General features: G+C 44.6%; 16 protein-coding genes and 1 CRISPR repeat array. Of the genes, 12 read left to right on the top strand and 4 right to left on the bottom strand.

Annotated elements, in window-relative coordinates:
• Positions 1-11 precede the first annotated feature (11 nt).
• The 10 genes from Cabys_RS09855 to Cabys_RS09810 all read left to right on the top strand — a co-directional run bounded on the left by Cabys_RS09855 (position 12) and on the right by Cabys_RS09810 (position 14,680).
• Positions 12-1,613 carry a sodium:solute symporter gene (locus tag Cabys_RS09855; protein ID WP_006930183.1) on the top strand — a complete coding sequence of 534 codons (1,602 nt, stop codon included), beginning with the start codon at positions 12-14 and terminating at the stop codon, positions 1,611-1,613.
• A 160-nt stretch (positions 1,614-1,773) separates the two neighbouring features.
• Positions 1,774-4,407, top strand: coding sequence for a leucine--tRNA ligase (gene leuS, locus Cabys_RS09850; RefSeq protein WP_006930182.1), 2,634 nt, complete (start codon positions 1,774-1,776; stop codon positions 4,405-4,407).
• Between the two features lie 17 nt (positions 4,408-4,424).
• Positions 4,425-5,918: a DUF92 domain-containing protein gene (locus tag Cabys_RS09845; RefSeq protein ID WP_006930181.1), complete on the top strand. Its 1,494-nt coding sequence runs from the start codon at positions 4,425-4,427 to the stop codon at positions 5,916-5,918.
• Positions 5,919-6,247: 329 nt separating this feature from the next.
• A CRISPR array of direct repeats spans positions 6,248-6,915; the repeat unit is 37 nt; unit sequence GTCGGAAAGTACCCCGTTATTCAGAGGGGATTGAGAC.
• A gap of 390 nt (positions 6,916-7,305) precedes the next feature.
• Positions 7,306-7,659 carry a four helix bundle protein gene (locus tag Cabys_RS09840; RefSeq protein WP_006930180.1) on the top strand — a complete coding sequence of 118 codons (354 nt, stop codon included), beginning with the start codon at positions 7,306-7,308 and terminating at the stop codon, positions 7,657-7,659.
• Between the two features lie 2,308 nt (positions 7,660-9,967).
• Positions 9,968-10,489 carry a hypothetical protein gene (locus Cabys_RS09835; protein ID WP_006930179.1) on the top strand — a complete coding sequence of 174 codons (522 nt, stop codon included), beginning with the start codon at positions 9,968-9,970 and terminating at the stop codon, positions 10,487-10,489.
• A 29-nt stretch (positions 10,490-10,518) separates the two neighbouring features.
• The gene (locus Cabys_RS09830) at positions 10,519-11,751 is read left to right on the top strand and encodes an ISL3 family transposase (protein ID WP_006926671.1); all 1,233 of its coding nucleotides are present in this window, start codon (positions 10,519-10,521) and stop codon (positions 11,749-11,751) included.
• 106 nt (positions 11,752-11,857) lie between these two features.
• Entirely contained in the window at positions 11,858-12,142 is a 285-nt protein-coding gene (locus Cabys_RS09825; RefSeq protein WP_044281310.1) for a hypothetical protein, read from the top strand.
• A 91-nt stretch (positions 12,143-12,233) separates the two neighbouring features.
• A complete protein-coding gene (gene prxU / locus Cabys_RS20425; protein ID WP_006930177.1) occupies positions 12,234-12,953 on the top strand; it encodes a thioredoxin-dependent peroxiredoxin in 720 nt (239 codons plus the stop codon).
• A 195-nt stretch (positions 12,954-13,148) separates the two neighbouring features.
• A complete protein-coding gene (locus Cabys_RS09815) occupies positions 13,149-14,219 on the top strand; it encodes a hypothetical protein (protein WP_006930176.1) in 1,071 nt (356 codons plus the stop codon).
• Positions 14,216-14,680, top strand: a complete 465-nt coding sequence (locus Cabys_RS09810; RefSeq protein ID WP_006930175.1) for a nucleoside-triphosphatase — start codon at positions 14,216-14,218, stop codon at positions 14,678-14,680. Before Cabys_RS09815 ends, Cabys_RS09810 begins: the two co-directional genes overlap by 4 nt.
• Before the next feature lie 23 nt (positions 14,681-14,703).
• Here Cabys_RS09810 and Cabys_RS09805 read toward each other — a convergent pair whose 3' ends face one another.
• Complete coding sequence (locus Cabys_RS09805) at positions 14,704-17,214, bottom strand: beta-glucosidase (RefSeq protein ID WP_006930174.1); 2,511 nt, start codon at positions 17,212-17,214, stop codon at positions 14,704-14,706.
• An 828-nt stretch (positions 17,215-18,042) separates the two neighbouring features.
• Between Cabys_RS09805 and Cabys_RS09800 the strand changes: the two genes are divergently transcribed.
• The gene (locus tag Cabys_RS09800) at positions 18,043-19,029 is read left to right on the top strand and encodes a T9SS type A sorting domain-containing protein (RefSeq protein ID WP_044281307.1); all 987 of its coding nucleotides are present in this window, start codon (positions 18,043-18,045) and stop codon (positions 19,027-19,029) included.
• A 230-nt stretch (positions 19,030-19,259) separates the two neighbouring features.
• On the opposite strand, the gene Cabys_RS09795 is transcribed toward Cabys_RS09800, so the two are convergent.
• Together Cabys_RS09795 and Cabys_RS09790 are read right to left on the bottom strand one after the other, a co-directional pair.
• Positions 19,260-21,599, bottom strand: coding sequence for an alpha-amylase domain-containing protein (locus tag Cabys_RS09795; RefSeq protein ID WP_006930173.1), 2,340 nt, complete (start codon positions 21,597-21,599; stop codon positions 19,260-19,262).
• 44 nt (positions 21,600-21,643) lie between these two features.
• On the bottom strand, positions 21,644-22,876 hold the full coding sequence (locus Cabys_RS09790) for an ISL3 family transposase (protein WP_006929573.1): 1,233 nt from the start codon (positions 22,874-22,876) through the stop codon (positions 21,644-21,646).
• Positions 22,877-23,030: 154 nt separating this feature from the next.
• Here Cabys_RS09790 and Cabys_RS19640 point away from each other — a divergent pair, with 154 nt between their 5' ends.
• A complete protein-coding gene (locus Cabys_RS19640) occupies positions 23,031-24,500 on the top strand; it encodes a FlgD immunoglobulin-like domain containing protein (protein WP_006930172.1) in 1,470 nt (489 codons plus the stop codon).
• 88 nt (positions 24,501-24,588) lie between these two features.
• Here Cabys_RS19640 and uvrB read toward each other — a convergent pair whose 3' ends face one another.
• The gene (gene uvrB / locus Cabys_RS09780; RefSeq protein WP_006930171.1) at positions 24,589-26,577 is read right to left on the bottom strand and encodes an excinuclease ABC subunit UvrB; all 1,989 of its coding nucleotides are present in this window, start codon (positions 26,575-26,577) and stop codon (positions 24,589-24,591) included.
• Positions 26,578-26,776: the final 199 nt, after the last annotated feature.

Below are 26,776 nucleotides of genomic sequence, written 5' to 3'. Positions count from 1 at the left end.
AAGGTGTTGTTTTGGCCACGTTAAACGCCATCGATTTAGGAATTGTAATTGCCTATACGCTTATCCTGTTTGTAATCGGCTTCTGGAGCAGTCGCGGTCAGGATGAATACGCCTCTGAATATTTTCTTGCCGGTCGAAAAATGGGCTGGCTGACCATTGGCGCCTCTTTGTTTGTCACCAATATCTCTTCAGAACATCTGGTGGGTCTGGCCAGTTCCGGCGCGCAGAACGGACTGGTTGTGGGCCACTTTGAATGGATGGCGATTATTGCCCTGCTGGCGCTGGGTTGGTTTTTTGCGCCGCTCTTTCTAAAGGCGAAAATTTACACCATCCCTGAGTTTCTGGAAATGCGTTTCAACCGGCCAACGCGCATCTATTTAACCGCTGTTTCTATTTTTGCTTACGTTTTAACCAAAATTGCCATCACCTTGTTTGCCGGCGGATTGTTGCTCAACGCCATGTTAGGCTGGGACATTTACACCTCGGCGCTGGTGATGGTGGTTATTACCGGCATTTACACCATTGTCGGCGGTTTGCGCGCCGTGATGAATACGCACGTCTTTCAGATGGGGGTTCTTCTGGCCGGCTCTTTCATTCTTACCACGGTGGGCCTGAACAAAATTGGCGGTTTTGGGCCGTTGCTGGCCGGCCTGCCTGATCATTACTTTGATGTCATTCGTTCCGCACGCGATCCGCATTTTCCCTGGACGGGCATTGTATTTGGCGCTCCCATTCTGGCCGTCTGGTACTGGTGCACCGACCAGTACATCGTCCAGAGAGTTTTGAGCGCCAAAGATCTGGAGCAGGCGCGTACGGCCACCATTTTTACCGGTTTTTTGAAATTATTACCGGCCGGTTTAATGATACTACCGGGCATGGTGGCGGTAGTCATGTTTCCGGGAATTAAAACGGATGAGGTCATTTCGCTGCTCTTTTCCGGTCGATTTTTACCGGTTGGATTGCGGGGCATTGTTCTGGCTGGTTTTCTGGCGGCCCTGATGTCTTCGTTGGCCAGCGTATTTAACAGCACGGCCACGCTGTTTACCATGGATTTTTATCGCCTGTACGATCCGCAGGCCAGCGAACGGAAACTGGTGCTGGTGGGCCGGCTGGCGACTACGATTATTGTAATCACGGCCATTTTGTGGATTCCGTTGACGCGTCTGTTTAATCAACAGGTCTACCTTTATCTGCAAAGCTTACAGGCTTACATTGCGCCGCCTATCGCCGCCGTTTTTTTATTTGGCGTTTTCAGTAACAAAATTAACGCCCGGGGCGCGTTTTACGCCCTGATCGCGGGAGGCATATTCGGGGCATTGCGTCTGGCGCTGGAAATGGCATTGCGCGCCAGGCCTCTAAATCTCGGAGCTCTTCAATGGCTGGTGCAAATTAATTTTCTTCATTTTGCCATTTTGCTTTTTATTTTTTCGAGCGCCGTTCTATTCATGGTTAGCTGGTTAAGCGGCGAGCAAAAAGATCAGACCACGCGAACTGTTTTTTCCTTTTCCTTTGACGCCAATCGCGCTCTGTTAAGCGCCGGCAACCTTACTCAACTGGTGCTTTCCGTTTTTCTGGTTGCGCTAATTTTTGGTATTTACGGTTTGTTCTTTTGATTTGCGCCTGTCTCTTACACGCCTTCAATCTTATCCCAATATTCATCCCTTCATTTTATTTTGTTTCCTTCTTGCAACCGTTTGTTTTTTTTAATACTTTAGCAACCTTTAAATAGACAGTAACAGTTTAATGGATTTGTAAGAGAAGGAGTTTGCTGCAATGGCTTATCCGTTCGGGAAAATTGAAAAAAAATGGCAAAAATTCTGGGAAGAACAAAAAACTTTTAAAACCGAAGATAAATTCGATCAGCCGAAATACTATGTGCTGGATATGTTTCCCTATCCCAGCGGGGCAGGGCTGCACGTGGGCCATCCAGAAGGCTACACGGCCACCGACATCATGGCCCGCTACAAACGGATGAAAGGCTTTAATGTGTTGCATCCCATGGGCTGGGACGCCTTTGGGCTGCCGGCAGAGCAGTACGCCATCGAAACCGGCACCCATCCGCGCATTACCACCGAACGAAATATCGAGCGCTTCCGAAAACAATTGAAGGCCATTGGTTTTTCGTACGACTGGGACAGGGAAGTGAACACCACCGATCCTAAATATTACAAATGGACGCAGTGGATTTTTATTCAGCTTTACAAAAAAGGGCTGGCCTATTTAGACGAGGTGCCGGTTAACTGGTGCCCGGCGCTGGGTACGGTTTTAGCCGATGAAGAAGTAATCAACGGCCGGAGCGAGCGCGGAAACCATCCGGTGTACCGCCGACCGTTAAAACAATGGGTGCTTAAAATCACTGAATACGCCGACCGGCTGCTGGAAGACCTGGAACTGGTTGACTGGCCGGAGAGCACCAAAGAGATGCAAAAGAACTGGATCGGCCGTTCCGAAGGCGCGGAGGTGGAATTTCCGGTAGTGGGCCTTGATGAAAAAATTGAAGTCTTTACAACACGACCAGATACCCTGTTCGGCGCAACCTACATGGTGCTGGCGCCGGAACATCCGCTGGTGGAAAAAATCACCACCGAAGAATACCGCGCACAGGTACAGGCCTACCAGAAGCAGGCCGCGCAAAAGAGCGATCTGGAACGCACGGAATTGCAGAAAGACAAAACCGGCGTTTTTACAGGCGGTTACGCCATCAATCCGGTCAATAACGAAAAGATTCCTATCTGGGTGGCCGATTATGTTTTGATCAGCTACGGAACCGGCGCTATTATGGCCGTGCCGGCGCATGATGAGCGCGATTACGCCTTTGCGAAAAAATACCATTTACCGATTCGCGAAGTTATCTCTGGCGGCGATATTTCCAAAGAAGCTTTTACCGGCGAGGGCATTGTGGTTAATTCGGCCAATGACGAATTAAGCATCAACGGTTTAAAAGCTTCGGAAGCTAAGAAAAAAATTACGGAATGGCTGGAGAAAAAGGGCATTGGCAGATATAAAGTCAATTATAAGTTGCGCGACTGGTTGTTCAGCCGCCAGCGCTACTGGGGCGAACCCTTTCCTGTTTTAATCGGGGAAGACGGCGAAATCCGCCTGGTGCCGGAAGAGGAGCTGCCGGTCGAACTGCCGCCCATGGAAGACTTTAAACCGCGGCCTTCTAAGGAAGACGAGGAACCCCAGCCGCCGCTTTCGCGGGCACCGGACGAATGGAAATACGTAACCATTGACGGTAAACGTTATCGCCGCGAACTGAACACCATGCCGCAATGGGCCGGATCTTGCTGGTACTACCTGCGTTACATCGATCCGCATAACGATGAAAAACTGGTGGATCCCCAAAAAGAGAAGTACTGGATGCCGGTGGATTTGTATGTGGGCGGCACGGAACATGCCGTTTTGCATCTTTTGTACGCCCGCTTCTGGCATAAGGTGCTTTATGATATTGGCGTCGTCTCCACTAAAGAACCTTTCAAAAAATTAGTGCATCAGGGAATGATTCTGGGAGAAACCGAATACACTTTATTTCTTGACCAGAACAATCAACCGGTGTCGGCCGAACTGGTTACCAGAGACGGCAAACACGTTAAAAGCGGCGAACCTTTGAATCGACGTAAATTGCGTGAAGACGAGGTGGTAAAAAAAGGCGATGTCTTTGTTCTTAAAAGCGATCCGAAAATTGTGGTGGAAGCCCGCGCCTATAAAATGAGTAAGAGCCGCGGCAACGTAATCAATCCCGATGAAATTATCGAAAAGTTTGGCGCCGATTCCCTGCGTTTGTACGAAATGTTCATGGGCCCGTTGAAAGACACCAAATCATGGAGCATGAAAGGTGTGGAAGGCGTGCATCGCTTTTTGAATCGCGTCTGGCGCCTGGTGGTTAACGAAGAAACCGATGAACTGCACGAGCTGGTCGGCGATATGGAGCCAACGGCCGAACAATTGCGCGTGTTGCACGAAACGATCAAAAAGGTTTCGGACGATCTGGAAGAGATGGCCTTTAATACGGCCATCGCCCAGATGATGATCTTTGTAAACGAGGCTTATAAATGGAAAACAAGACCCAAAAGCGTGCTGGAAACTTTTGTTCTGCTTTTAAGCCCATTTGCGCCGCATATCGCCGAAGAGTTGTGGCAACGATTGGGACACGACCGTACCCTGGCTTACGAGCCCTGGCCGACGTACAACGCGGATTATCTTGTTAAAGAAAGCATCGAAATCGTCATTCAGATTAATGGTAAAGTGCGCTCCAGAATGGCGCTGCCGCCCGAAGAAGCTTCCAATAAAAAAATTCTGGAAGAAAAAGCGTTGCAGCTTGAAGAGGTGCAAAAACGCATTGCCGGCAAAACGGTTCGAAAAGTTATTGCCGTTCCGAAAAAGCTTGTTAATATTGTGGTTGGTTAAAAGGAATTTTGCTTTCGATGGACTGGAACTCTTTTTTAACAGCCCCGCAGCCCGCCGACCTGATCCTGGCGGTCGGGGCTTTTTTGTTGATTTTACTCATATTACTCATCAGCGTTTGGTTAAAAAAAATATTAGACCTTTCTCATGAAGTAGTGCGTAAGTTTTCTCACATGGGGATCGGAGTTTTAGCGGCGCTGGCTCCGCTGTATTTTTCAACGCCGTTATTGTTGCTTTTACTATCCCTTTTGTTCCTGACAGTTAATTGGGTGGCCGTTAAAAAAGGCTTACTTAAAAGCATCCATAGCGGCAGGTATTCCTTTGGCACGGTGTATTTCCCGCTGGTTTATATGATTCTGATCCTGATTTTCTGGAACATCGACCGGCGTTTTATTTTGCTGGGCATCGCCCTGTTTGCCATAGCGGATGCGCTGGCCGCACTGGTGGGGCAGAGGTGGGGAAAAAGCACATCATTTACCCTGGTTGCCGATCAGAAATCTCTGCTCGGATCGATCGCCATGTTTATTTCAAGCTTTGCATTAATTTATTTGATCTTAAAATTTAGCTTTGAGGTAGATCGGCTACTTGTTTTACAAGTGATTGCCCTGGCCGCACTGGTTACGGTGGTAGAAGCGCTTTCTTCTAAGGGTTCCGATAATTTTTTTGTTCCGTTTAGCGGGGCGGTGCTGGCCTTTTTGCTGGTGAATTTTAATGAAGCGCAATTAAATCGCTTTTTAAGCGGTGAAATTTTAGCCTTAATTACGGCTATTTTAAGCTATCGTTTTAGATTTTTATCGCTTAGCGGCAGCGCCATGGTTTTTTTGCTGGCTACCGTCATTTTTGGGTTTGGCGGCTGGGCCTGGAGCGTGCCCATCTTAACCTTTTTCATCCTGTCCTCCCTGCTTTCAAAGTTAGGCAAAAATACCAAGAATCAATTTAAAGATACGTTCGAAAAATCCGGCGTTCGGGATTATGCGCAGGTGCTGGCCAATGGCGGGATTGGGGGCGCGCTGGTTATTTTAAACGCCCTGTTTCCGGATCGCATGTGGTACCAGTTGTATTTGCTTTCATTAATGGTGGCCACGTCCGATACCTGGAGCACTGAAATCGGCGTGCTCTCTAAATCGAATCCAAGATTGATTACCACCTTTCGTAAGGTAAAACCCGGCATTTCCGGCGCTGTTTCTTTACTGGGGACGGCGGGCGGTTTTTTAGGTAGCGCGCTTATTCTGTTGAGCGGCCTGTTTTTTACGGAATTGAACGGCCGGGTCATTTTGTGGCTATTACTGCTTGGCTTGCTGGGCAATTTGCTGGATAGTTTAATCGGCGCCACGGTGCAGGGGCAATATCAATGCTCGGTTTGCGGCAAATACACGGAAAAAAAGATGCATTGTGATCGAGAAACATCTCTGATCTCAGGATCAAAGATTATCGGCAACGATATGGTTAACGTCGCATCCAATTTAATGGCCATCATCTTAATGGTAATCATTTATTATTTTCATGTTTTGTAAATGGAGAAAAGCGCGGGGCAGAGCAGGGAGATAAAAAAAGGGCCTATCAGGGGGTTAAAGTGCGGGATGGTTGTCCACTTTTCCAATTTGATTTGCAAAAAAGAAAAGAAAAAGTTAACTTAAAACAGATTTAGGGAGCGGAAGGGGGCGAAAACAGCTAAATAAAGTAAAAACAGATAATAACGGTACTGAGAGGTTTTGGCCTTCTAAAAAACAATAATTTAGGTTGATTTTAGGTCAGATATGGTAGAAAGTTTACATTCAGAACAAACAGGTTTTGAAAAAGCGCCCCGCGAGGCCTTGTGTATCAAGGGCTGAAAAGTGGAGGAGTCGGAAAGTACCCCGTTATTCAGAGGGGATTGAGACCTGACCAAGAATGGTATACCATTTAAAAGCCCCTTGTGCTTGTCGGAAAGTACCCCGTTATTCAGAGGGGATTGAGACATGATTTCCCAAAGATTTATTTCAGTGGCATCCATGAATTGGTGTCGGAAAGTACCCCGTTATTCAGAGGGGATTGAGACTGGTACCGTTACGGAATCGATAGGCAATGATCACGTAGCCATGTCGGAAAGTACCCCGTTATTCAGAGGGGATTGAGACTTTATATGGTGAGTTATTGGTTAATTATGGACTGGTTAATCGTCGGAAAGTACCCCGTTATTCAGAGGGGATTGAGACTTCGTCATCGGATACCTGGATGATCTTCATCCCATCGCTTTCTAGTCGGAAAGTACCCCGTTATTCAGAGGGGATTGAGACCACTCCTCTTTTGAGGAGACGGCTGTTCTTTTCCAACGGGCCCTGTCGGAAAGTACCCCGTTATTCAGAGGGGATTGAGACAGTATCCGACGTTGATTTCATGTCCACATTGAGGACAGTCGGAAAGTACCCCGTTATTCAGAGGGGATTGAGACTAAGTAATCACAACATAATCTCCGTCTTTTTCCGCTGATTTCAGTCGGAAAGTACCCCGTTATTCAGAGGGGATTGAGACGGAATATTTTCTATTTGTTATTGGTTATTTTTTATTTACTATTTAAGATTTACTGCATGTAAGGAGCTGTTTTACCACTTTAGATTTTAATTAAATAACAAATATAAAATAATAGATAACAAATAATGGCCCCGCTATTCAGAGGGGATTGAGACGGAATATTTTCTATTTGTTATTTTTTATTTGCTATTTAAAATTTGTAGCGTGGTAAGGAGCTGTTTTTTCACTTTGGTATTAGTCAAATAGAAAATATTAAATATAAAATAATAATTAACAAATAATTGCCTCGTTATTCAGAGGGGAATAAGACGGGATATTTGCTATTTTCTATTTAATAATTAAATTTAATGTTAATCGTTATTTAGATAGTAAAAGTATAAAGACAGTAAAATGAAAGCAGATGATTTAGAAAAGAGATTAATCGATTTTTCTGTAAAAGTAATAAATATTTGTAAAATTATGTCAGAAGATTATATAAGCAGGCATCTTTCGGTTCAGTTGTTGCGGAGTGCGACGTCTGTTGCAGCCAATTATGGTGAAGCACGTGGTGCAGAAAGTCGAAAGGATTTTGTGCATAAATTACGAATATGTTTGAAAGAGTTAAATGAGACTACAATATGGCTAAAAATTATTGAAGGCAGTAATTTTATTGAAGAAAAGGATATTAGAATTCTATTGTCTGAGAGTAAAGAATTACAAAAAATCATTGGCTCTAGCCTATCAACCTTAAAACAATCCAAATAAAATATCAAATATCAAATAATAATTAACAAATAATTCCCCCGTTATTCAGAGGGGATTGAGACACGCCCCGCACATAGGCGGAGCCGCACCGGGCTTAAGGTCTGGTCGGAAAGTACCCCGTTATTCAGAGGGGATTGAGACTGTATACTTTGTCCGCTTTTTTGATACCTGCAATATCGTTATCGTCGGAAAGTACCCCGTTATTCAGAGGGGATTGAGACTTTTAGAATGGATATTCTTCGATGGTTGATGGGTCGATTGTCGGAAAGTACCCCGTTATTCAGAGGGGATTGAGACGAGGTATTTTCTATTTATTATTTACTATTTAAGATTTTTTGCGCGAGAAGGATCTGTTTTTATCACTATGATTTTAATTAAATAGAAAAAATCCGTGCCAATCCGCGTAATCTGTCCCATCTGTGTTCAAAATAGCACACGGATGGCGCGGATGATACGGATGGACGCGGATTAAAATTTTTTTAAAAAAGATAGTTCTTATTGTGTTAAAAGATTTCTCTCCCGCCAGGACGGAATGGCGATTACAATTCTTCCAACTTTATATTGAAGTCCTAAATAAAAAAATCCGTGCCAATCCGCGTAATCCGTCCCATCTGTGTTCAGAAAAGATAGTACACGGATGGATGCGGATTAAAAATCCTTTTAAATAAAAAAGATATTTCATTATTGTAGTTAAAAGCTCTCTCTCTTCGTTGGAAATGACAATACGTTCTGTTTAAAAGTGTAATCATAAAAAAATCCGTGCCATCTGTGTTCAAAATAGCACACGGATGGCGCGGATGAAGCGGGATGGACGCGGATTAAAAATTTTTTAAAAAAAGATTTTTCTTATTATTGTAGTTAAAAGATTTCTATCTACGTTCGAAAGGACCGTAATTTTCCACTTTATTGAAACTTGCATTGCATTACTGGAACGCATCGAGTACGGTTGCTGTAGGGAAGTGCTCGCCAGGTAAAAATCAAAACACGTTTATATTTTTTTCAGCATATAACGCAAGGGATTTTCTTAACCAGAGACTACTAAAATATTAATTTCTAAAAATCTGTGCCGATCAGCTTAATCTGTACAAACAATCCGTGTTCAGAAAAGATAGTACACACGGATGGATGGCGCCGCCGACAAGTTGGATGAGTACTTAAAAAACTGATTTTAAAAAAACAAAAACACATAAATGTTATATAACATATATTATGTAAACTATAATGTGGCGGAATGGTTTGTTTGTATTTGGTTTATGGCTGCGATTGTATTTTGTGCACTTCCCTGTCATTTTGTACACACTCTATTTGCCTGAATCCCGGAGACTCAGTTTTTTAAAATGGATTGGCTGACTCTTGTTATTTACAACAGGTTTTTCGTTTTTTAAAATACTTAAAAGGTCGCTGTCGATCTGTAGTCCTCGCGCCCGGAAAGATTCTTGAAATTCTATCTGCGTCCTGAAGAGGTGTTTTTAAATATTTCAGAAAATTTTGCCTGAAAAGTCAGATTTGTTTTACCAAGCTCATGGACATTCTCATGCCCGGCTTGTATGATCGAGACGACAATTTAATCGCTTTATACAGAATATTTATGCCTACAAATTCTCATAGATTACGCCAATCACAGCAGAAAAGTATTTTACATTTTAAGACGAAAGCTAAGTAAACCGGCACTTTTCTGTTCGGGCACAGCCTCCCTCTCCTGGTGATAATTTTTAATTCTATTACAGCGTAACCTTAACCAAAAACGAACCACCAGGATTGCAGATAAGCCACAAAGCGCACAGTCCTTACGCTAAACACCGTCCCTTCCCCGCTCCACTACTCTAACCTAAAAAATAAAAATCCTTTTTACTTTAAAAAACCTAAATTAAACTTTAATTTATTTACAGTTATACTTTAATTTAAGTATTAGTTAACGCATTGATTCTTTTAAAATTATAACCTACTGGAACATGGGTGATATGAAACAGGTTTAGTTTAGAAAATTTTTCAAGTATTGGCACAAAAAAATTTTCATTAACCTACAGAAATCATGAAAAAGGAGACGCTGAACAATGTCGTTAAAAATAATCTGACATTAAGAAATAGCTTTTAAACAATAGTGAACGGAGCGCTCCATTCACTCCCTTTTTAAAATAAGATCATCAACGCTTAATTTCCATTGAGCGACCATTCCGCATGCCCACAGGGCAAGCTCAAAAACCAAAAGGCTCGCGGGACTCCCCCACTTCCCGGGAAAAACTTGCCAGGAATAATAGGCTGCCGTAAAATCGTTCCAAAGAGCAAACTTAATTTAACAGGCCATTTTATGGTACAAACAAAACACATATTTACGATAAAAGACTCCACGCCCTTTTTAACGCAAAGGGTCGTTTCCGAATATGACGATCAAATGAACGAGCGAACGCGGCTCATCTACAAAAACGCCGATCAATTACTTCTGGTTGTTAAAAAAGAATTCAACATTCGGCAATCGGTAACGCGCTCTTCAACGTTTGACGGCCAGGGCCGCTTAAAGAGCATCGTGGCTTATGAATACGACCGGAGAGGCAATCTAATAGGAAAAAAGTTTTTCAACAAAAACAGAGAGATTATTTCTCGCCAGTTGTGGAAATTTGACGCTCACGAAAAAAAACTAACGCTATACGAAAAATATGGTCTGGAAGAAAGGTTACTCGAACGTAAAGTGTTTGAGTATCAAAATGGAAACTTAAGCTCTGTAAAAATTTTTACTCCAGGCCCTGACGCATTTCGTTTAAAGCGCTATTTTTACGATAAAGAGGGGCGGGAAATAGAAGAAAAAATTTTGGCTCTACTGGGATTTTTGTGAAAAACAAAAATAATCCTTAGATTGAGTTTATGAAAGATAAAGAATTATTTAAACAGATTTTGGGACTTTCGCATCCCTGGGAAGTGTCTAAAGTTGACTTAGATATTGCGAATGAGGAAGTAGAAATAGAGATTATCTATAAGTCAAAAAAAGGTTTTTGTCCCGAATGCGAAGTGGAATATGATATTTATGATCATCGCGAAAAACGTCGTTGGCGGCATTTGGATACATGCCAAATGAAGACCTATATTGTCTGCAAAGTTCCCCGCATTAAATGCAAGGAACACGGAGTAAAAACGATCAAAGTTCCTTGGGCAGAAAAGTCGAGTCGAACGACTTTATTATTTGAACGTTTTGCTATTGAGTTATTACTGGCCTCCAAAAACCAGAGCAAAACGGCACAATTTTTACGGATCAGCTTTGATATGCTTCATCATATAATGAGCAAAGCAGTGGAACGCGGGCTATCACGCCGAACGGAAGAGGACATTAAATATATCGGGATAGATGAGAAGAGTATGAAAAGAGGTCATACTTATGTAAGCGTATTATCCGATAGTGAAAGAAGACGTGTAATAGATGTAAGTGAAGGTCGCACAACAAGCTCTGCCAGTTCCTTAATAAACAAGGGATTAACAGAGAAACAAAAGGAGGGCCTCAAAGCGGTCAGTATGGATATGTGGAAAGCTTTTATTAAAGCTGTTCAAAAGGAGCTTCCCAATGCTTCCATAGTGCATGACAAATTTCATATAATGAAGTATTTAAATGATGGAGTGGATAAAACCAGACGAGAGGAAGCCCGTAAATTACAAAAATCTAATGATAAAACCTTAGTGAAAAGTAAATATTTATTTTTAAAGAATCCGGAAAATATGACGGACAAGCAATTATCGCGTTTCAGAAAAATTCAAGAACTTAACCTTATCACTTCCCAGGCTTGGGCGGCCAAAGAGAACTTCAAAGAATTCTTTAGGAGTGAAACAATAAATGATGCGAAATTCTTTTTTGCGGAATGGTATCAGGATATTAAGGGACGTTCTTTAAATAAAATGATTAAAGTAGCAAAAATGCTCATTGCTCATTCAGATGGCTTATTAAACTATATAAGATATCAGATAGATAATTCAGTAGCCGAATGGTTGAACGGCAAGATACAGGAGATAAAAACAGTTGGTAGAGGCTTTAGAAAATTTGAAAATTTTAGGATAGCAATACTTTTCTTTCTTGGTAAATTAGACCTTTTTCCACAGGAATCCCAGTAGAGCCAAAATTTTTAATGAAAGTGGGAACCTGATCGCTTTAAAGCGTATTCAATACAACAAAGTAAAATTACCGCAACTCATTTTGTGGTTTGACGGATCGCATAAATTGCAACGAACGGAAAAATTTGAGTACTACGCGGACGGAACGATAAAAAGCGAAGAGGTTGACGATTTGTTTGGCAATCAATATTTTCGCAAAAAATTCGACGTCATAGGCGATGTTCTGGAAGCATACCATCATAAAAAAGGATTTTTTGAAAACTTAGAGATTTATCAGTACGATAATGATGGCAAAAAGATAAAGCAGGAAAAATATTCCATTAAAATTTCAAAAAAAACTTTAAAACAGCAGATTTTTTACGATTATAAAGCCGGAAAAATTAATTTTTAGCATAAAAATAATTTTTTTCGCTAAAACATTCTGATTATATTAGTTCGTAACGGGTATGGCCGATACCAGATTTAAAGAAAGGAGATATCTTATGGCAGAAAAAAGTGGGGGTTGTGCTCGACCAACCGGAGCCCGTGTTGGAGAGCCACAGCAAACCCCGGAATTAAACGATCAACAACCAATGGTTGAGGAGGAAACATTTATGACAGCCAAAGTTGGAAACAAAGCGCCTGATTTTACGGCCCCGGCTTATTACAAAGGTGAGTTCACAGAAATCAAACTATCCGATTATCTGGGTAAGTGGGTACTGCTCTGCTTTTACCCGGGCGATTTTACCTTTGTCTGAGCAACCGAAATCGCAGCGGTCGCTGCTAACTATGACACGTTACAAAAATTAGGCGTTGAAGTAATATCGGTCAGCGTGGACAGCCAGTTTGTACACAAAATGTGGAACGATCACGAAATATCAAAGATGATTGACAAAGACATCCCGTTCCCCATGGTGGCAGACGGGGCTGGAAATGTGGGCAAAGTGTATGGCGTTTACGACGAAAACGCAGGAGTTGAATTGCGCGGACGATTCATCATCGATCCGGACGGCGTGATTCAGGCCATGGAAGTTTTAACCCCGCCCGTTGGTCGCAATATCGAGGAAACGATTCGACAGGTTCAGGCTTTTCAACATGTGCGCGCAACAAAAGGCGCCGAGGCCTGTCCTTCCGGATGGCAGCCTGGCAAAAAGACTCTAAAACCCGGCCCGGCTCTGGTCGGCAACGTTTGGAAAGAGTGGCTACCCAAAAACGATCTTTAAACAAACGGTTTGGCCATACCCGTTTTTAAAGATTGATTACTTTTCATCACACCAGCAGTTCTAAAAATGTTTCCCCTGTCCATGAAGCGGCAGGGGATTTTTTTTTGGCGCAAAACATTCTGCTCCGCTTAATTTTTGCTATTTTGCGCTAAACTTTTTAAAATGCCCATTATTTTAAATCGGGAGTTGAAAATTTTGTTTTCAGAAGAAAAAAGACAGCTGTTCTTAAACCGCCTGACCGCGCTGTGGGCATTGAACGAAGCGGGCCTGGGCGGATTAATGCACGCCCTGCGCATCCCTTTTACCGGCATTTTTATCGGCGGAACGGCCGTCGTTTTAATTACATTAATCGCTTATTTTGCCAGACCCGATTTCAAACGTATTCTGAAGTCGATGCTTATTGTACTCATCATTAAAGCGCTGGTCAGCCCGCACTCGCCGATTAACGCCTATGTGGCCGTAATTTTTCAGGGGCTGGCCGGTTTTGCACTGTTTACCGTTTTTTCTTCAAATTTGAAGGCAGCGGCATTTTTACTGGCCATGATCACGCTTATTGAAGGCGCCGTACAAAAAATTTTAGTCATGACCATCATCTACGGCGCATCACTCTGGGAAGCCATCGATCTGTTTATCAGCTACCTTTTGAAAAGGTTCGCCTCTGTCAATCTGGACTTTTCCGCTTCGCTGGCCATTATTTCCGCCTACTTTATCCTTCATATCATGGGGGGCTTTCTTATCGGCTTACTTTGCATCAAATTCCTGAAATTAATGGAGCAACTGCCCGACCGTTTTGCACACCTTCCGCAAATCGATTTAAGCGCGCGAACCATGAACATCGAAAAAGGAAAAAAGAAAGGTAAATATAAAAAATTCATCCATCTTTCTGTTCTTTTGTTTTTTATCATTGGAACGCTAACTCTCTTTTCCACGAAAGATGGTTTGCTACAGGGTATGCTGGTATTTTTCAGAGTGTTTGCCCTGATTCTTTTGTGGTATCTCTTTTTAGGCCCTTTTTTAATCAAACGTCTGCATCGCTTTCTTAACACAAAGAGCAAACTTTACGCCAACGAAATCGAACATATTCACGATATTTTACCTTCATTAAAGCAAATCGTTTTTATTCTCTGGCAGGATTCTGCAAAATACATCTATCTGAAGCGCTGGAAGTACTTTCTGGTCAATCTGATTTTAGTCAGTCTTACGCTTGAAATGGACCAACCACAAGCAAAAGCCGTTTCCACTTCAACCACAGGAGAGTCCTCATGATCTACCTTTTAACAGGCGTTGTGCGCAGCGGAAAGACGACCCGGCTTCTGGAATGGAGCAAAAACCGCAGGGATGTAGCCGGCATTTTAACGCCCGACCGCCGTCAGCGGCGCGTCCTGCTTGATGTCAGAACGGGATCGGAACATCCCTTTCAGGTGCAAAGCAAAGCAGAATCCGTCATCTCCATCGGAAGATTTACCTTTTCTGCACGCACTTTCGAAATTGGGCGCGCCATTCTGAAAAGAGAACGAGAAGCGGATTGCCGCTGGCTGATTATCGATGAAATTGGCCCCCTGGAGCTCAGAGGAAAGGGTTTTGAGCCGGAGGTAGAGGCCACCATTCGTTTCTTCAAAAATCACGCCCCGCAAAGAAATCTGATTTTAGTAATACGCGATACGCTAAAAGATGCGGCGCTAAAGCATTACGGACTTACCGATCCCGTCATATTTAACTTCCCCTGATTACAAAACGCTGCCTGCCCATTTTATGGTTTTACTAAAAACTTACCTTTTAAGCGAATATCTCGCGAAGACGAGCCGACAAGCACCTGGTACTTCCCCGCTTTTACTTCCCACTGTTTTTTCAGGTGATCAAACACCTGCAGATGTTCCGGAAGAATTTCAAACTCAATGATATTGCTTTCACCGGGCTGCAGCTCCACTTTCTGAAAACCTTTCAACGCCTTTTCCACCGTTACAACATCGACTTCCTTTTTTAAATAGAGCTGCACCACTTCGGCGCCGGCCATTTTGCCCTTGTTGGTTATTTTGCAGCGCACCGTCAGCCTGCCATCTGGTCGAATCACTTTGCCAGACAGCTCAAGATCGTCAAAGTCAAAGCGTGTGTAAGAGAGTCCGAATCCAAAGGGAAATAACGGCTCAAGATTATATTTATCAAAATGTCGGTATCCCAAAAATATTCCCTCGCCGTAATCAATGTTTTGCGGATTGCCAGAAAAATCAGCCGAGTACACAGGCGTATCAACCGCGGCCGGATAATAGTAATTAAAGGCCGCGCCATCCTGCAAACGTTTTTCAATGGTAAAGGGCAACTTGCCAGACGGATTAACCTTGCCAAACAAGATGTCGGCTGCCGGCTCTCCCCCCGCCTGCCCCGGATAAAAAGCGTGAAGAACGGCTTTCACTTTTTTAATCCAGGGCAAAAAGTCAACGCCGCCTCCGGCCGTCAAAAGAACTATGGTGTTGGAATTGCGTCGGGCAACCTGTTGTATCAAATCCACCTGTTTTTGAGGGAGCGAAAAAGGACGATCATGCCCTTCCCCTTCCAGTTCAGAATTGAATCCCACGCAAACAATGGCTGCGTCATATTCTTTAACCCGCGCCATCTTTTGGGCCAGCGGCGTTTCATCAATCAAACCGTAGCCAAAGCGGATCAGCCCCTGCCCCTTGTTATTGTAATATTCAAGGCGCAAATCATACACCTTGCCTGCAACAAGCCGCACTTCCTTTACATCCTTTTGCACGGCGTGATCCGTCCAGTTGTCGATGATCAACGTTCCATCCAGATAAACGCGCACGCCGTCGTCGCTTTCCGTGGCGAATACATATTTGCCCGTTTTTTCCGGCTTTATGTAAGCGCGCCAGCGAATGGAATAGCCGCTGCTGCGCACGCCGAACGCCGGCGAGAGCGTACCGAAATCAAACGCTATTTTTTGATCCACACGCCGGTAAATCGGTGGATATCTCAATTCCATGTTATTAAAAAAGATGGCTTTTAAACCTGGTTCGCTCAGGTCGGAGTCAACAAAAAAACGGCCTTGCTCCACCAATCGATCCATGGAAAGATATCGTTCGGTGTTAATAAAATCGACCTGTGTCTGCGAGCCGGCCGTATTTTTAATCGCTTCGTAAAAACTAATTGTACGGTACGGTTTAATAAACGCAGAACCGCCGCCGCTGGTTGGCGTGGGATAGGCGGTGGGGCCTAAAACAACCAGGCTGCGGATTTTTTCCGGTTTTAAGGGAAGAAGATCGTCGTCATTTTTCAAAAGCACCATCCCTTCGCGAGCTACCTGTACGGCCAGATCATGGTGCTCGTCCCAATCAATGGTCGGTTTGGAACGATTGGCATTAAACAGATCCATGGTTAAACACACGCGCAAAATTCGTCGTACTTTGTCGTCCAGAATTTTTTCATCCAGTTCGCCCTTTTTGATGAGAGCAATGATCTTTTCGGCGGTCATGAAGCGGGCTTCTGGCATCTCCAGATCCAGGCCGGCTTCGATGGCTCGTTCGCTGTGCACCGCTCCCCAGTCAGACATAACCAGGCCCTCGACCCCCCATTCTTTTTTCAGAACCTCATTCAGCAGCCAGGCTTTTTCACTGCAGTGGATGCCGTTCAGAGGATTGTAGGCGGCCATAACAGCCAGAGCGCCGCCCTTTTGCACCGCAGCTTTAAAAGCCGGAAAATAGATTTCTCTTAAAGTACGTTCATCCACATTAGAGCCCACCCAGTGCCGGTCATATTCCTGATTATTAGCCGCAAAATGCTTAACCGTGGCCGCCACTTTATTAGACTGCACGCCTTTAATGTATTGAACCGCCATTTCTGCGGTTAAAAACGGGTCTTCTCCAAAATATTCAAAATTGCGGCCGCACATGGGGGCGCGGTAGATGTTAACGGCCGGAGCTAATAAAATACCGATTTGCTTAGCCCGGGCTTCGAGCCCAATGGCCTGCCCCACTTTGTAAGCCAGCGCCCTGTTCCAGGTGGCGCTTAATGCAATGGTTGCAGGAAAAGCGGTTGATTTTCCGCTGCCTCTGATGCCCAGAGGTCCGTCGCTCATTTTCACTTCCGGAAGCCCCAACCGCGGTATGGCCCGCAAATAAAAGCCCTTTGTTCCGCCAATGTAAGACGCTTTCTCTTCCAGCGTCATTTTAGACAGCAGTTCTTCAATCTGCCGGTCAATGTTTGCGGATTGCGAGAATAACGTGGCAGCTGTCAGCGTTAATAAAAAGATTAAACGAGAAATCATTTTTAAATCCTCTTTGCTTGATTACCCGTATTAAGATACAAAATTTATTCATTTCAAAACAAGCCTTACTTAAAAATTGAAAATCCACAATCATTAAAATTTGACGCTTTAAAGGTTTTGTATTAAAATAACTATTGAACAGTTTGAATCGTCATTCGAAAAATGCCTTTACATCAGGGCAGGGACGCCCCCTTTTAGAATACTTTATTAGTAAGAAGTAACTCTTTAGGATACTTCTTCTGAAAGATCTAGTCCCGCGCTGGCGGGATTTGAAAATTTTTGTGCTGTTTTAAAAACTCATCCCCCAGCCCCGGCATGATGAGTTTCTTACTAACATGTAGAATAATTGGTTTTATTTTTTCTTTGCGTACTTTGTGACTTCTTTGTGCTCTTTGCGGTTTGTTTTGGTTGCGGCTACGCTTCCTTGGAGAATACTTTATTAGTAATTAGTAAGAAGTAACTCTTTAGCGTTTGAAAATTTTTATGCAGCCGAAATGGATTATTAGTTGAATGGTTGAATGGTTGAATAGTCTTCGGCCTGTCATTTTCAACGGCGTTTCATAAGGGCGGGACGGAGCGACGCCAGCCCGGAAAATCTAAAGCGAGTTGAATGGTTGAGTGGAAATGGCCAGCACGAGACTCTTCCGCTGATTCAACGGTGGAAGTATGTGCTTTGTGTAGATCACATTAATTTACACATTTTTTTGTGTTTGCGCGCATCTGAGCAATCTGCGTGAAAAAAAGCAGCCGCTGTGCTGCATTATTAGATAAAGCAAAAATCGTTTTCAATTCATAAGATATTTTATTACCTAAAGAAGGAGGATCGTTATGAGCGTGTTAAAAAGTTCCTTAATTATTCTTTTATTTTCCTGCACAATTTTTGCTGGTACGCCGGTCATTGACGGCATATTTGACGGCGAGGCGGTATGGGGACAACCGGTGCATGTGGCTGATGGCATTCCCGGATTTGCCGAAGCCAACGCTAAAAAGATTTACGTAACGGACGACGAAAACTACATCTATTTTGGCGCCGAGGTGTCTGCCGCTAAATGGATGAGCTGGGCGTTCATCGTCAATACCAAAAGCGGCGGAGGCTCTTACGACTCCTGGTCTCGCGCCATCGATTACGCCCATGCGGATCTGCCCGACTATGCCCCACGCGGACATTTTGGCGGCAGCGGCGACCAGGATATTAACTACGCGGAATTGAATTATTGGACCGGCACGAGTTGGGACGGATATGTGGGGCTTGAGCAAAGCGAGTTTGCCGACACCATCTCTGTCAATCACGTGGTGGATGGATGGATCGAAATACGCATTCTGAAAAGCGAGATGGGCACTCCGGATGTGGGCGACGTGCAGTTCTACATTACTGGCGATAATAACAACCACGGTAATTTTGACTCCTGCCCGGATGACGACACAGCCTATGACTGGGATATGTCCGCCAACCACAACATTCTGGACACCTATCAGATGAACGTACCGCTCAATTCCGTACCTGCAGCCCTGAGCGAAAACAGTGTGCAGGATATTGATTTTCGCCTGTTGGGCAACTTTCCCAATCCCTTTAACCCTTGCACAACCATTCGCTTTACTTCTAAGGCCAACGCCAGCATTTTATTGTCGATTTACAACACCCGTGGGCAGAAAATATTTTCGGAGGAACGGCAGTTCTCCGGCGCCGGTCAGCACGATTGGCAGTTATCGCTTAATCAGCTGGGCCGCGACCTAACCTCGGGCATCTATTTTTATTCCCTGACCGATCGCGCCAGCGGACAGCGGCAAAACGGCAAAATGATATTGATTAAGTAACAAACCGTTCGGTTTATTCCCCTAAACACAAAAGCCCTGAAATTTCAGGGCTTTTGTATTAAAATTCCTGTTAGCCGTCCTGGCCTCCCCAAAATAAAGAGACAGACGGTCAAAAGTGGTCTCCTCCTCTACCGCATGCGCTTCCCTACCTCAGGCATTCAATGGTCATTAAAGATTTGATCCGCGCCGCGCTAAAAATCGCTCACAGGCATCGCGTAATCATCCAGCGACTATTTTAAAAGGACCAGTTTTTGCGTGCGCGTTTTTCCGTCAAAAATCAGACGGGCAAAATACACGCCCGAAGGCAGGGCATCTCCGTTAAAATTCGTGCCATCCCACTGCAGCTGGTGACGCCCCTGTGCGACGCGACTATCAAACAGCGTTTTTACCAGCCGTCCGTTCAAATCATAAATTACCAGGCGCACCTGCCCCGCTTTCGGGATTTCAAAGGCCAGCGTGGTAGATGGATTGAAAGGATTGGGATAGTTATTGAATAACCTGAAATCGTAAATCACGCCCTGTTCTCCCACCAGCGAGGCGCCCTGGTCAATGACTTGCGGACCAAGATAGGTGGCCTTTACCCACACCTTCTGGCCCGGCGTATTGGAATCCGTATTGCGAATTTTAAGCGTAAGCCATTCCTGATAGGTGGGCGTGAAATAAAACGTGCCCGCGCCGGTGTGCGTAAAAGAGGCCATTTGTTGATTTTGATCATTGTAAATGCGCAGAGTGTACGATTGCGCGGCGTCTTCCGGATAGACTTCAATGGTTACTTGCTCTCCGGCTTCGGACCAGATTTTGCCGATGGTTCGCAGAGCAGTGCTGTACGAAGGCAAACGCCCGCCCTGCCCTAACGACCATTCATGGCTGTCTCCCAGATCGTCGGCCATTTCCCATTCCTGAGTGGTTGTTCGCACCTGATGGGTAACCGGGCCGGAAATACCGTCCGGGCCGTACACACAATAACCGCGCCGGATGTTGGAGCCGTCGCAGGGCGGCACCCAGATGGTTACCTGCTGATTGTTGTCCACCGTAATGGTTCCGGAATTGGCGCCGCTGTAATCTTTCAAAACGGTTCCAGGCGCAAAATCGGTGGTAATGGTGGCCGACTGCCATTGATCCCAGCTGTCGTTGGCGCCGATGATGGCCCGCGCGCTGCGCTCGATGATCAGTAAATCCTGCGCCTGCCAGCGCACTTTGTATTCTCCGTCTTTAAAATTCAATTTTTGATGGCACCAGATGAGATTCACCAGATAATCGCGGGCTGGCAGCTCATTGGGATCGTTGGGATGGTGATCCCAGCGATTGCCATTAGCGCCAATGTCAAACAAATCTTCAAAAAAAACAGACGGCGAACCGTCCACGGCAAAGGCAATGGCGTAGGCCACTTCAACGCGCGGTTCATAGGGATCAATGTGCCCGCCGCCTAATTCATTGTAAGTATCCCAGCCGCTGTAGTTGCCGTTGCTGTCCAGAATGGGTCGGAAGGTGTCGTGGCTGTTGACAAAGGGCACGGTACGCGTCCGGCGATCCTGCTGAGCCGAAGGGATGGTGCCCATGTCGTAAGAGCCAAAGGAATAGACCATGTCGCGCAGAGCCTGCCGCAGGCTGAAATCCATGGTGCCCACCACGTCGGAAAAGCCGTCGCTGTTATTGACGTTGTCTACCCAGGTATCCATTTCGCTTTTACTGCCCACATACTCACCCACGGCAAACATGGTATCTCCGCCGGAAGCCCAGCCCGCGTCGTGCTGTAGGTTCCACAAAAAATCTTTGGTCGCCCAGTACGGGAAGTGTTTGGCCGCGTCAATGCGGTAGCCGTCGATGCCGGTTTGTTTTTTTAGCCAGATATTCCAGGTGCGCATGCCGTTACGCACGTAATCCGGCGATTGTTCGGGATTGTAGGTGCAATTACTGCTCTGTCCGTAAGCGCCCTGATAGTAGCACAAATCGGGTCCCCAGAATTCACCGGTCCAGTCGTCGTCGTTTTGATTATGATCGGGATTGGGATGAAAGTTTTGCCAGTTCTTGAAAAAGCGTCCCTGCCGGTTGAAATAGTCGGCTTCGCTTTCATCGGTTACCGGCGTGGCGTAGCAAACGTATCTGAAATTTTTCCAGGTGTTTCCCCAGGCGGCGGGATCCGATCCGCCGGCGCCGGTGTTAGAGCCAGCGTTAGCCAGGTGATTCCAGACCACATCCTGAATAACGCGCAGGCCATTGGCGTGCAAAACGGCCACGGCTCTTAAAAATTCGTCTTTGTTGCCAAAGCGCGTACTGGTACTTCCCTTTTGATATTTGTCTCCCAGATCGTAATGGTCGAACGGCGCATAACCATTGGAAGAGGTTGAATGGTTTTTAACCGTTGGCGGAATCCAGACGTAATCGATACCCATTTCACTCAAGCGCGGCGCCAGATCGGCCAGATAGGTTGCCCAGTTGTTTGGATAGTTGTTGTTCCAGTAGTCCCACCAAAATCCCTGCAGGACAATTCTGCCGTTCCAGGGATTGGCAAAGAGATTGGCGAAACTAAAAAGAAGAACAAGCGCCAGGCCCAGCAACACTCTACGCATAGCAGCCTCCCAATATTTTTTTAAAAAGATAAAAAAAAATGGCTCTACTGGGATTCCTGTGGAAAAAGGTCTAATTTACCAAGAAAGAAAAGTATTGCTATCCTAAAATTTTCAAATTTTCTAAAGCCTCTACCAACTGTTTTTATCTCCTGTATCTTGCCGTTCAACCATTCGGCTACTGAATTATCTATCTGATATCTTATATAGTTTAATAAGCCATCTGAATGAGCAATGAGCATTTTTGCTACTTTAATCATTTTATTTAAAGAACGTTCCTTAATATCCTGATACCATTCCGCAAAAAAAAATTTCGCATCATTTATTGTTTCACTCCTAAAGAATTCTTTGAAGTTCTCTTTGGCCGCCCAAGCCTGGGAAGTGATAAGGTTAAGTTCTTGAATTTTTCTGAAACGCGATAATTGCTTGTCCGTCATATTTTCCAGATTCTTTAAAAATAAATATTTACTTTTCACTAAGGTTTTATCATTAGATTTTTGTAATTTACGGGCTTCCTCTCGTCTGGTTTTATCCACTCCATCATTTAAATACTTCATTATATGAAATTTGTCATGCACTATGGAAGCATTGGGAAGCTCCTTTTGAACAGCTTTAATAAAAGCTTTCCACATATCCATACTGACCGCTTTGAGGCCCTCCTTTTGTTTCTCTGTTAATCCCTTGTTTATTAACGAACTGGCAGAGCTTGTTGTGCGACCTTCACTTACATCTATTACACGTCTTCTTTCACTATCGGATAATACGCTTACATAAGTATGACCTCTTTTCATACTCTTCTCATCTATCCCGATATATTTAATGTCCTCTTCCGTTCGGCGTGATAGCCCGCGTTCCACTGCTTTGCTCATTATATGATGAAGCATATCAAAGCTGATCCGTAAAAATTGTGCCGTTTTGCTCTGGTTCTTGGAGGCCAGTAATAACTCAATAGCAAAACGTTCAAATAATAAAGTCGTTCGACTCGACTTTTCTGCCCAAGGTACTTTGATCGTTTTTACTCCATGTTCCTTGCATTTAATGCGGGGTACTTTGCAGACAATATAGGTCTTCATTTGGCATGTATCCAAATGCCGCCAACGACGTTTTTCGCGGTGATCATAAATATCATATTCCACTTCGCATTCGGGACAAAAACCTTTTTTTGACTTATAGATAATCTCTATTTCTACTTCCTCATTCGCAATATCTAAGTCAACTTTAGAAACTTCCCAGGGATGCGAAAGTCCCAAAATCTGTTTAAATAATTCTTTATCTTTCATAAACTCAATCTAAGGATTATTTTTGTTTTTCACAAAAATCCCAGTAGAGCCAAAAAAATTTCACAAAAATTGTGCTCTAATATACAATTTTTTTTATTTTAGTAACTAATTTTTTTATTACTAAATTTCACTTAATGATGAGGAGGAGTTTGCGATGAGAATTTTTTTTTTACAAATTTTATTATTTTCAATAATGTTAAATCCATTATTCTCTCAACAATATTCAATAATAGTAGATGGTGACCCCAGTGATTGGGAAAGTAATGATGGTAATTACAATTATACGACATCTCTTTCTCTCCATCAATCTAATTATTTCAATGGGCAATGGATTTATAAAGGTAAAATTGGAGATGCAAGAGACTTGAATAATGAAAATTATGACATGTGGGAATTAAGGATTGGGCAGGATGGAACATATCTATATATTTTGATAAAATTGAATGATATTACTGACATTAATCTTCCTAATATAGCTTTTGCTTTTTCAACTGGTAGTGGAGGAACAGCTAACTGGATTGGTGACGAAGCAAATACTTTTATTGAAGGTACACCAAATATTGATTTCAATGTAATTCTTCATACAGGAACTTCAGGAATTCCAACTGCCGAATTTTGGGATATAACTGGCGGTATTTCATGGTATACTCCCTCTGGAGTTCAAGTAGCTATAAGCACGACAAATGATGTAGTTGAGGCAAGGCTTCCCTTAGCTTCTCTAGAAATTTCTCCAGGGGAAAATTTTACCTTTTGGTGTGCAACTTTTTTAAATGAAATAACAACAGGTTCTGATTATTGGGCAAACAATGGTGACTGTACTAATGATTGGGGAGGTTCGAGTACGCCAGATGCGGTAGATGGAATGAGTGAAGGATGGAGCATTGACGAAAATTGGTGGAATAGGGCTGAATTCGATGACGGAAATAATGATATTGAAAACACTAATGGTGCAACTATTTTATTTAATGACGCCTCCCTCCCTGTTACCCTGAATAGCTTTACAGCAGCCGCTTCGGGCCAATCCGTTCTTCTTCAGTGGACCACGCAGTCCGAAATCGATGTACTGGGCTTTGAAATTCAACGCGCTCTGGATGAAAACGGGCCCTTTGAAACCATTGCCACCTACAAGGACCATCCCCAATTAAAAGCCAGCGGCAGCAGCTCCGCTGAAACGGCTTACCGTTTTATCGACCAAAACGTTCAACCTAACTTTACGTACTGGTACAAACTCATCTCCCACGATCTGGACGGCTCCAGGCAGACCTTTGGGCCCATATCGGCAACTGTGCAAAAGGACGGGCAAAACTTACAACCGATCGCCGGCAACACGCCAACGGAATTTATGCTGGAACAGAACTTCCCCAACCCCTTTAACGGTTCCACGCAAATTGCCTTCAGCATTCCCGCCCTAAAAGAAGGCAGCGCAAACGTTCAATTGAATGTTTTTGATATTAACGGCAAACTGATTGACCGGCTGATCAATCAAACGCTGTCGGCCGGTACCTATCAGGTTAAATGGGACGGCAGGGACTTACGAGGAAATAAGGCGCCTTCCGGCGTTTACATCTACCAGCTGCGAGCCAATAATTTTGTCTTCAGCAAAAAAATGCTGCTGGTTCAATAAAACGCCTGACAGTGAATTGTCATGCACCTATAAAAGCGGGCAGGATGATTTCTGCCCGCTTTTTTTTGATCTGTAAGCAGGGTAAAACTCAGGCACGCATGGCTTTAAGACGCTTGATCTCGTCGCGTAAAATGGCCGCCCGTTCAAATTCCAGGTTGGCCGCCGCAATTTGCATTTCGTTGTTCAAGCGCTCGATGAGCTCTTCCCGGCTCAAATGGTCGCCATACTCCACCTGCGGTTCGGCCACTTTGGGCAACTGTTTGCGCACGTCGGCCACGGTGGTGGTTTTCAAAATCTCTTCTGCGGTTTTAAAAATGGTTTTCGGGGTTATGCCCATTTGCTCGTTATAGGCTATCTGTTTTTTGCGGCGGCGATTGCACTCATCGATCGTTTTACGCATGGATTCGGTCATGCGATCGGCGTAAAAGATCACCCTGCCGTCTACATTTCGGGCCGCCCTTCCGGCTGTTTGCATCAAAGAAACATACGAACGCAAAAAACCCTCCTTGTCGGCATCCAGCACGGCGACCAGTGAAACCTCCGGCAGATCCAGCCCCTCGCGCAGCAGGTTAACGCCCACCAGCACATCGAATTCAGCCAGACGTAAATCGCGCAAAATACCCACGCGTTCCAGCGCGTCGATTTCGGAGTGTAAATAGCGGACGCGAATGCCCGCCGCCTGCAAATAATCGGTTAAATCCTCTGCCATGCGCTTGGTTAAGGTGGTTACCAGCGTGCGCTCCTTACGTTTTACGCGCTCTTTTATTTCATGAATCAAATCGTCGATCTGCGTGGCCACCGGCCGAATTTCTATTTCCGGATCCACCAGACCGGTAGGACGAATCACCTGCTCCACAACCACGCCCTTGCATTTTTCCAGTTCATAATCGCCGGGCGTTGCCGAAACAAAGATCACCTGATGGATGCGCTGTTCAAACTCTTCGAATCTAAGCGGCCGGTTGTCCAGCGCGCTGGGCAGACGAAAACCATATTCCACCAGCGTCTCCTTGCGCGAACGATCGCCGTTATACATGGCCCGCAGCTGGGGAATGGTTTGATGCGATTCGTCGATGATCATTAAAAAATCTTCAGGAAAAAAGTCGATTAAAGTGTAAGGCGGCTGCCCGGGCTCTCTGCCGGAAAGATGGCGCGAATAGTTTTCAATTCCCGAACAGTAACCGATCTCCTGCATCATTTCAATGTCAAAATTGGTGCGCATCTCCAAGCGCTGAGCTTCAAGCAATTTATTCTGCGCGCGCAGTTCCTTCAGCCGCTCTTGCAGCTCCAGGCGAATGTTTTCGATGGCCGTCTTTAACTTCTCCGCCGGTGTTACAAAATGCTTGGCCGGAAAAATCACCGCATGATCTACACTTTCCATGGTGCGGCCGGAAACGGGATCAAGAGTTTTAAGGGAATCGACTTCACTGCCAAAAAATTCAATTCGATAGGCGAACTCCTCGTAGGCCGGGAAAATATCCACAATATCTCCACGGATGCGAAAGGTGCCCCGCTGAAAATCAAAGTCATTGCGCGTGTACTGGATGTCCACCAGACGCATCAACAGGTCCTGGCGGTTAAAATGATCGCCCACGCGCAACATGACCAGCATGCTCATGTAGTCCGAAGGCGACCCGATGCCATAGATGCAGCTGACGCTGGCCACCACAATCACATCTCTTCTGGCCAGCAACGAGCTGGTGGCTTTGAGTCTCAGACGGTCTATCTCATCATTGATGCTGGAATCTTTTTCGATGTAGGTGTCCGTGGTGGGAATGTAGGCTTCCGGCTGATAGTAATCGTAATAACTGATGAAGTACTCCACCGCGTTTTCCGGGAAAAAGCCCTTAAACTCGCCGTACAATTGTGCGGCCAACGTTTTATTGTGCGAAATAATGAGCGTGGGTTTGTTCACCTGCGCAATGACATTAGCCATCGTGTAGGTTTTGCCGCTTCCCGTAACGCCTAACAAAGTCTGAAATTTTTCGCCCCGCGTCAGGCCTTCCACCAGGCCGGCAATGGCCTGAGGCTGATCTCCCTGCGGCTTGTAACTGGAAACTAATTTAAATGCTTTTTCCATGCTTCAAATCGTTTGGCTGCTGTTAAAACTAACAAAAAATTTTCCCTGCTAATTGGTAGTTTTTTAAAGGCCCGGCTTTCTGGTCTTACGAACCGGGCATCTTTTCTATTGAAACTACGAAGCAAATGACAGGCGGTTCCCATTAAATTGGTCAATTTCTATTGTAAGCGATTTTACCGCCGCATAAACGTTAATACGA

This window comes from Caldithrix abyssi DSM 13497, assembly GCF_001886815.1.
Classification (GTDB): domain Bacteria; phylum Calditrichota; class Calditrichia; order Calditrichales; family Calditrichaceae; genus Caldithrix; species Caldithrix abyssi.
Note: the sequence above shows the minus strand (reverse complement) of the source record. Positions and strands in the feature narration are given on the sequence as shown.

Bases quoted from the DNA above. Each gene is read 5' to 3' on its own strand.
- Cabys_RS09805 (WP_006930174.1), bottom strand. From the start codon at position 17,214: ATGATTTCTCGTTTAATCTTTTTATTAACGCTGACAGCTGCCACGTTA.
- uvrB (WP_006930171.1), bottom strand. From the start codon at position 26,577: ATGGAAAAAGCATTTAAATTAGTTTCCAGTTACAAGCCGCAGGGAGAT.
- Cabys_RS09810 (WP_006930175.1), top strand. From the start codon at position 14,216: ATGATCTACCTTTTAACAGGCGTTGTGCGCAGCGGAAAGACGACCCGG.
- Cabys_RS19640 (WP_006930172.1), top strand. From the start codon at position 23,031: ATGAGAATTTTTTTTTTACAAATTTTATTATTTTCAATAATGTTAAAT.
- Cabys_RS09830 (WP_006926671.1), top strand. From the start codon at position 10,519: ATGAAAGATAAAGAATTATTTAAACAGATTTTGGGACTTTCGCATCCC.
- Cabys_RS09800 (WP_044281307.1), top strand. From the start codon at position 18,043: ATGAGCGTGTTAAAAAGTTCCTTAATTATTCTTTTATTTTCCTGCACA.
- Cabys_RS09790 (WP_006929573.1), bottom strand. From the start codon at position 22,876: ATGAAAGATAAAGAATTATTTAAACAGATTTTGGGACTTTCGCATCCC.
- leuS (WP_006930182.1), top strand. From the start codon at position 1,774: ATGGCTTATCCGTTCGGGAAAATTGAAAAAAAATGGCAAAAATTCTGG.
- Cabys_RS09845 (WP_006930181.1), top strand. From the start codon at position 4,425: ATGGACTGGAACTCTTTTTTAACAGCCCCGCAGCCCGCCGACCTGATC.
- Cabys_RS09795 (WP_006930173.1), bottom strand. From the start codon at position 21,599: ATGCGTAGAGTGTTGCTGGGCCTGGCGCTTGTTCTTCTTTTTAGTTTC.
- Cabys_RS09840 (WP_006930180.1), top strand. From the start codon at position 7,306: ATGAAAGCAGATGATTTAGAAAAGAGATTAATCGATTTTTCTGTAAAA.
- Cabys_RS09835 (WP_006930179.1), top strand. From the start codon at position 9,968: ATGGTACAAACAAAACACATATTTACGATAAAAGACTCCACGCCCTTT.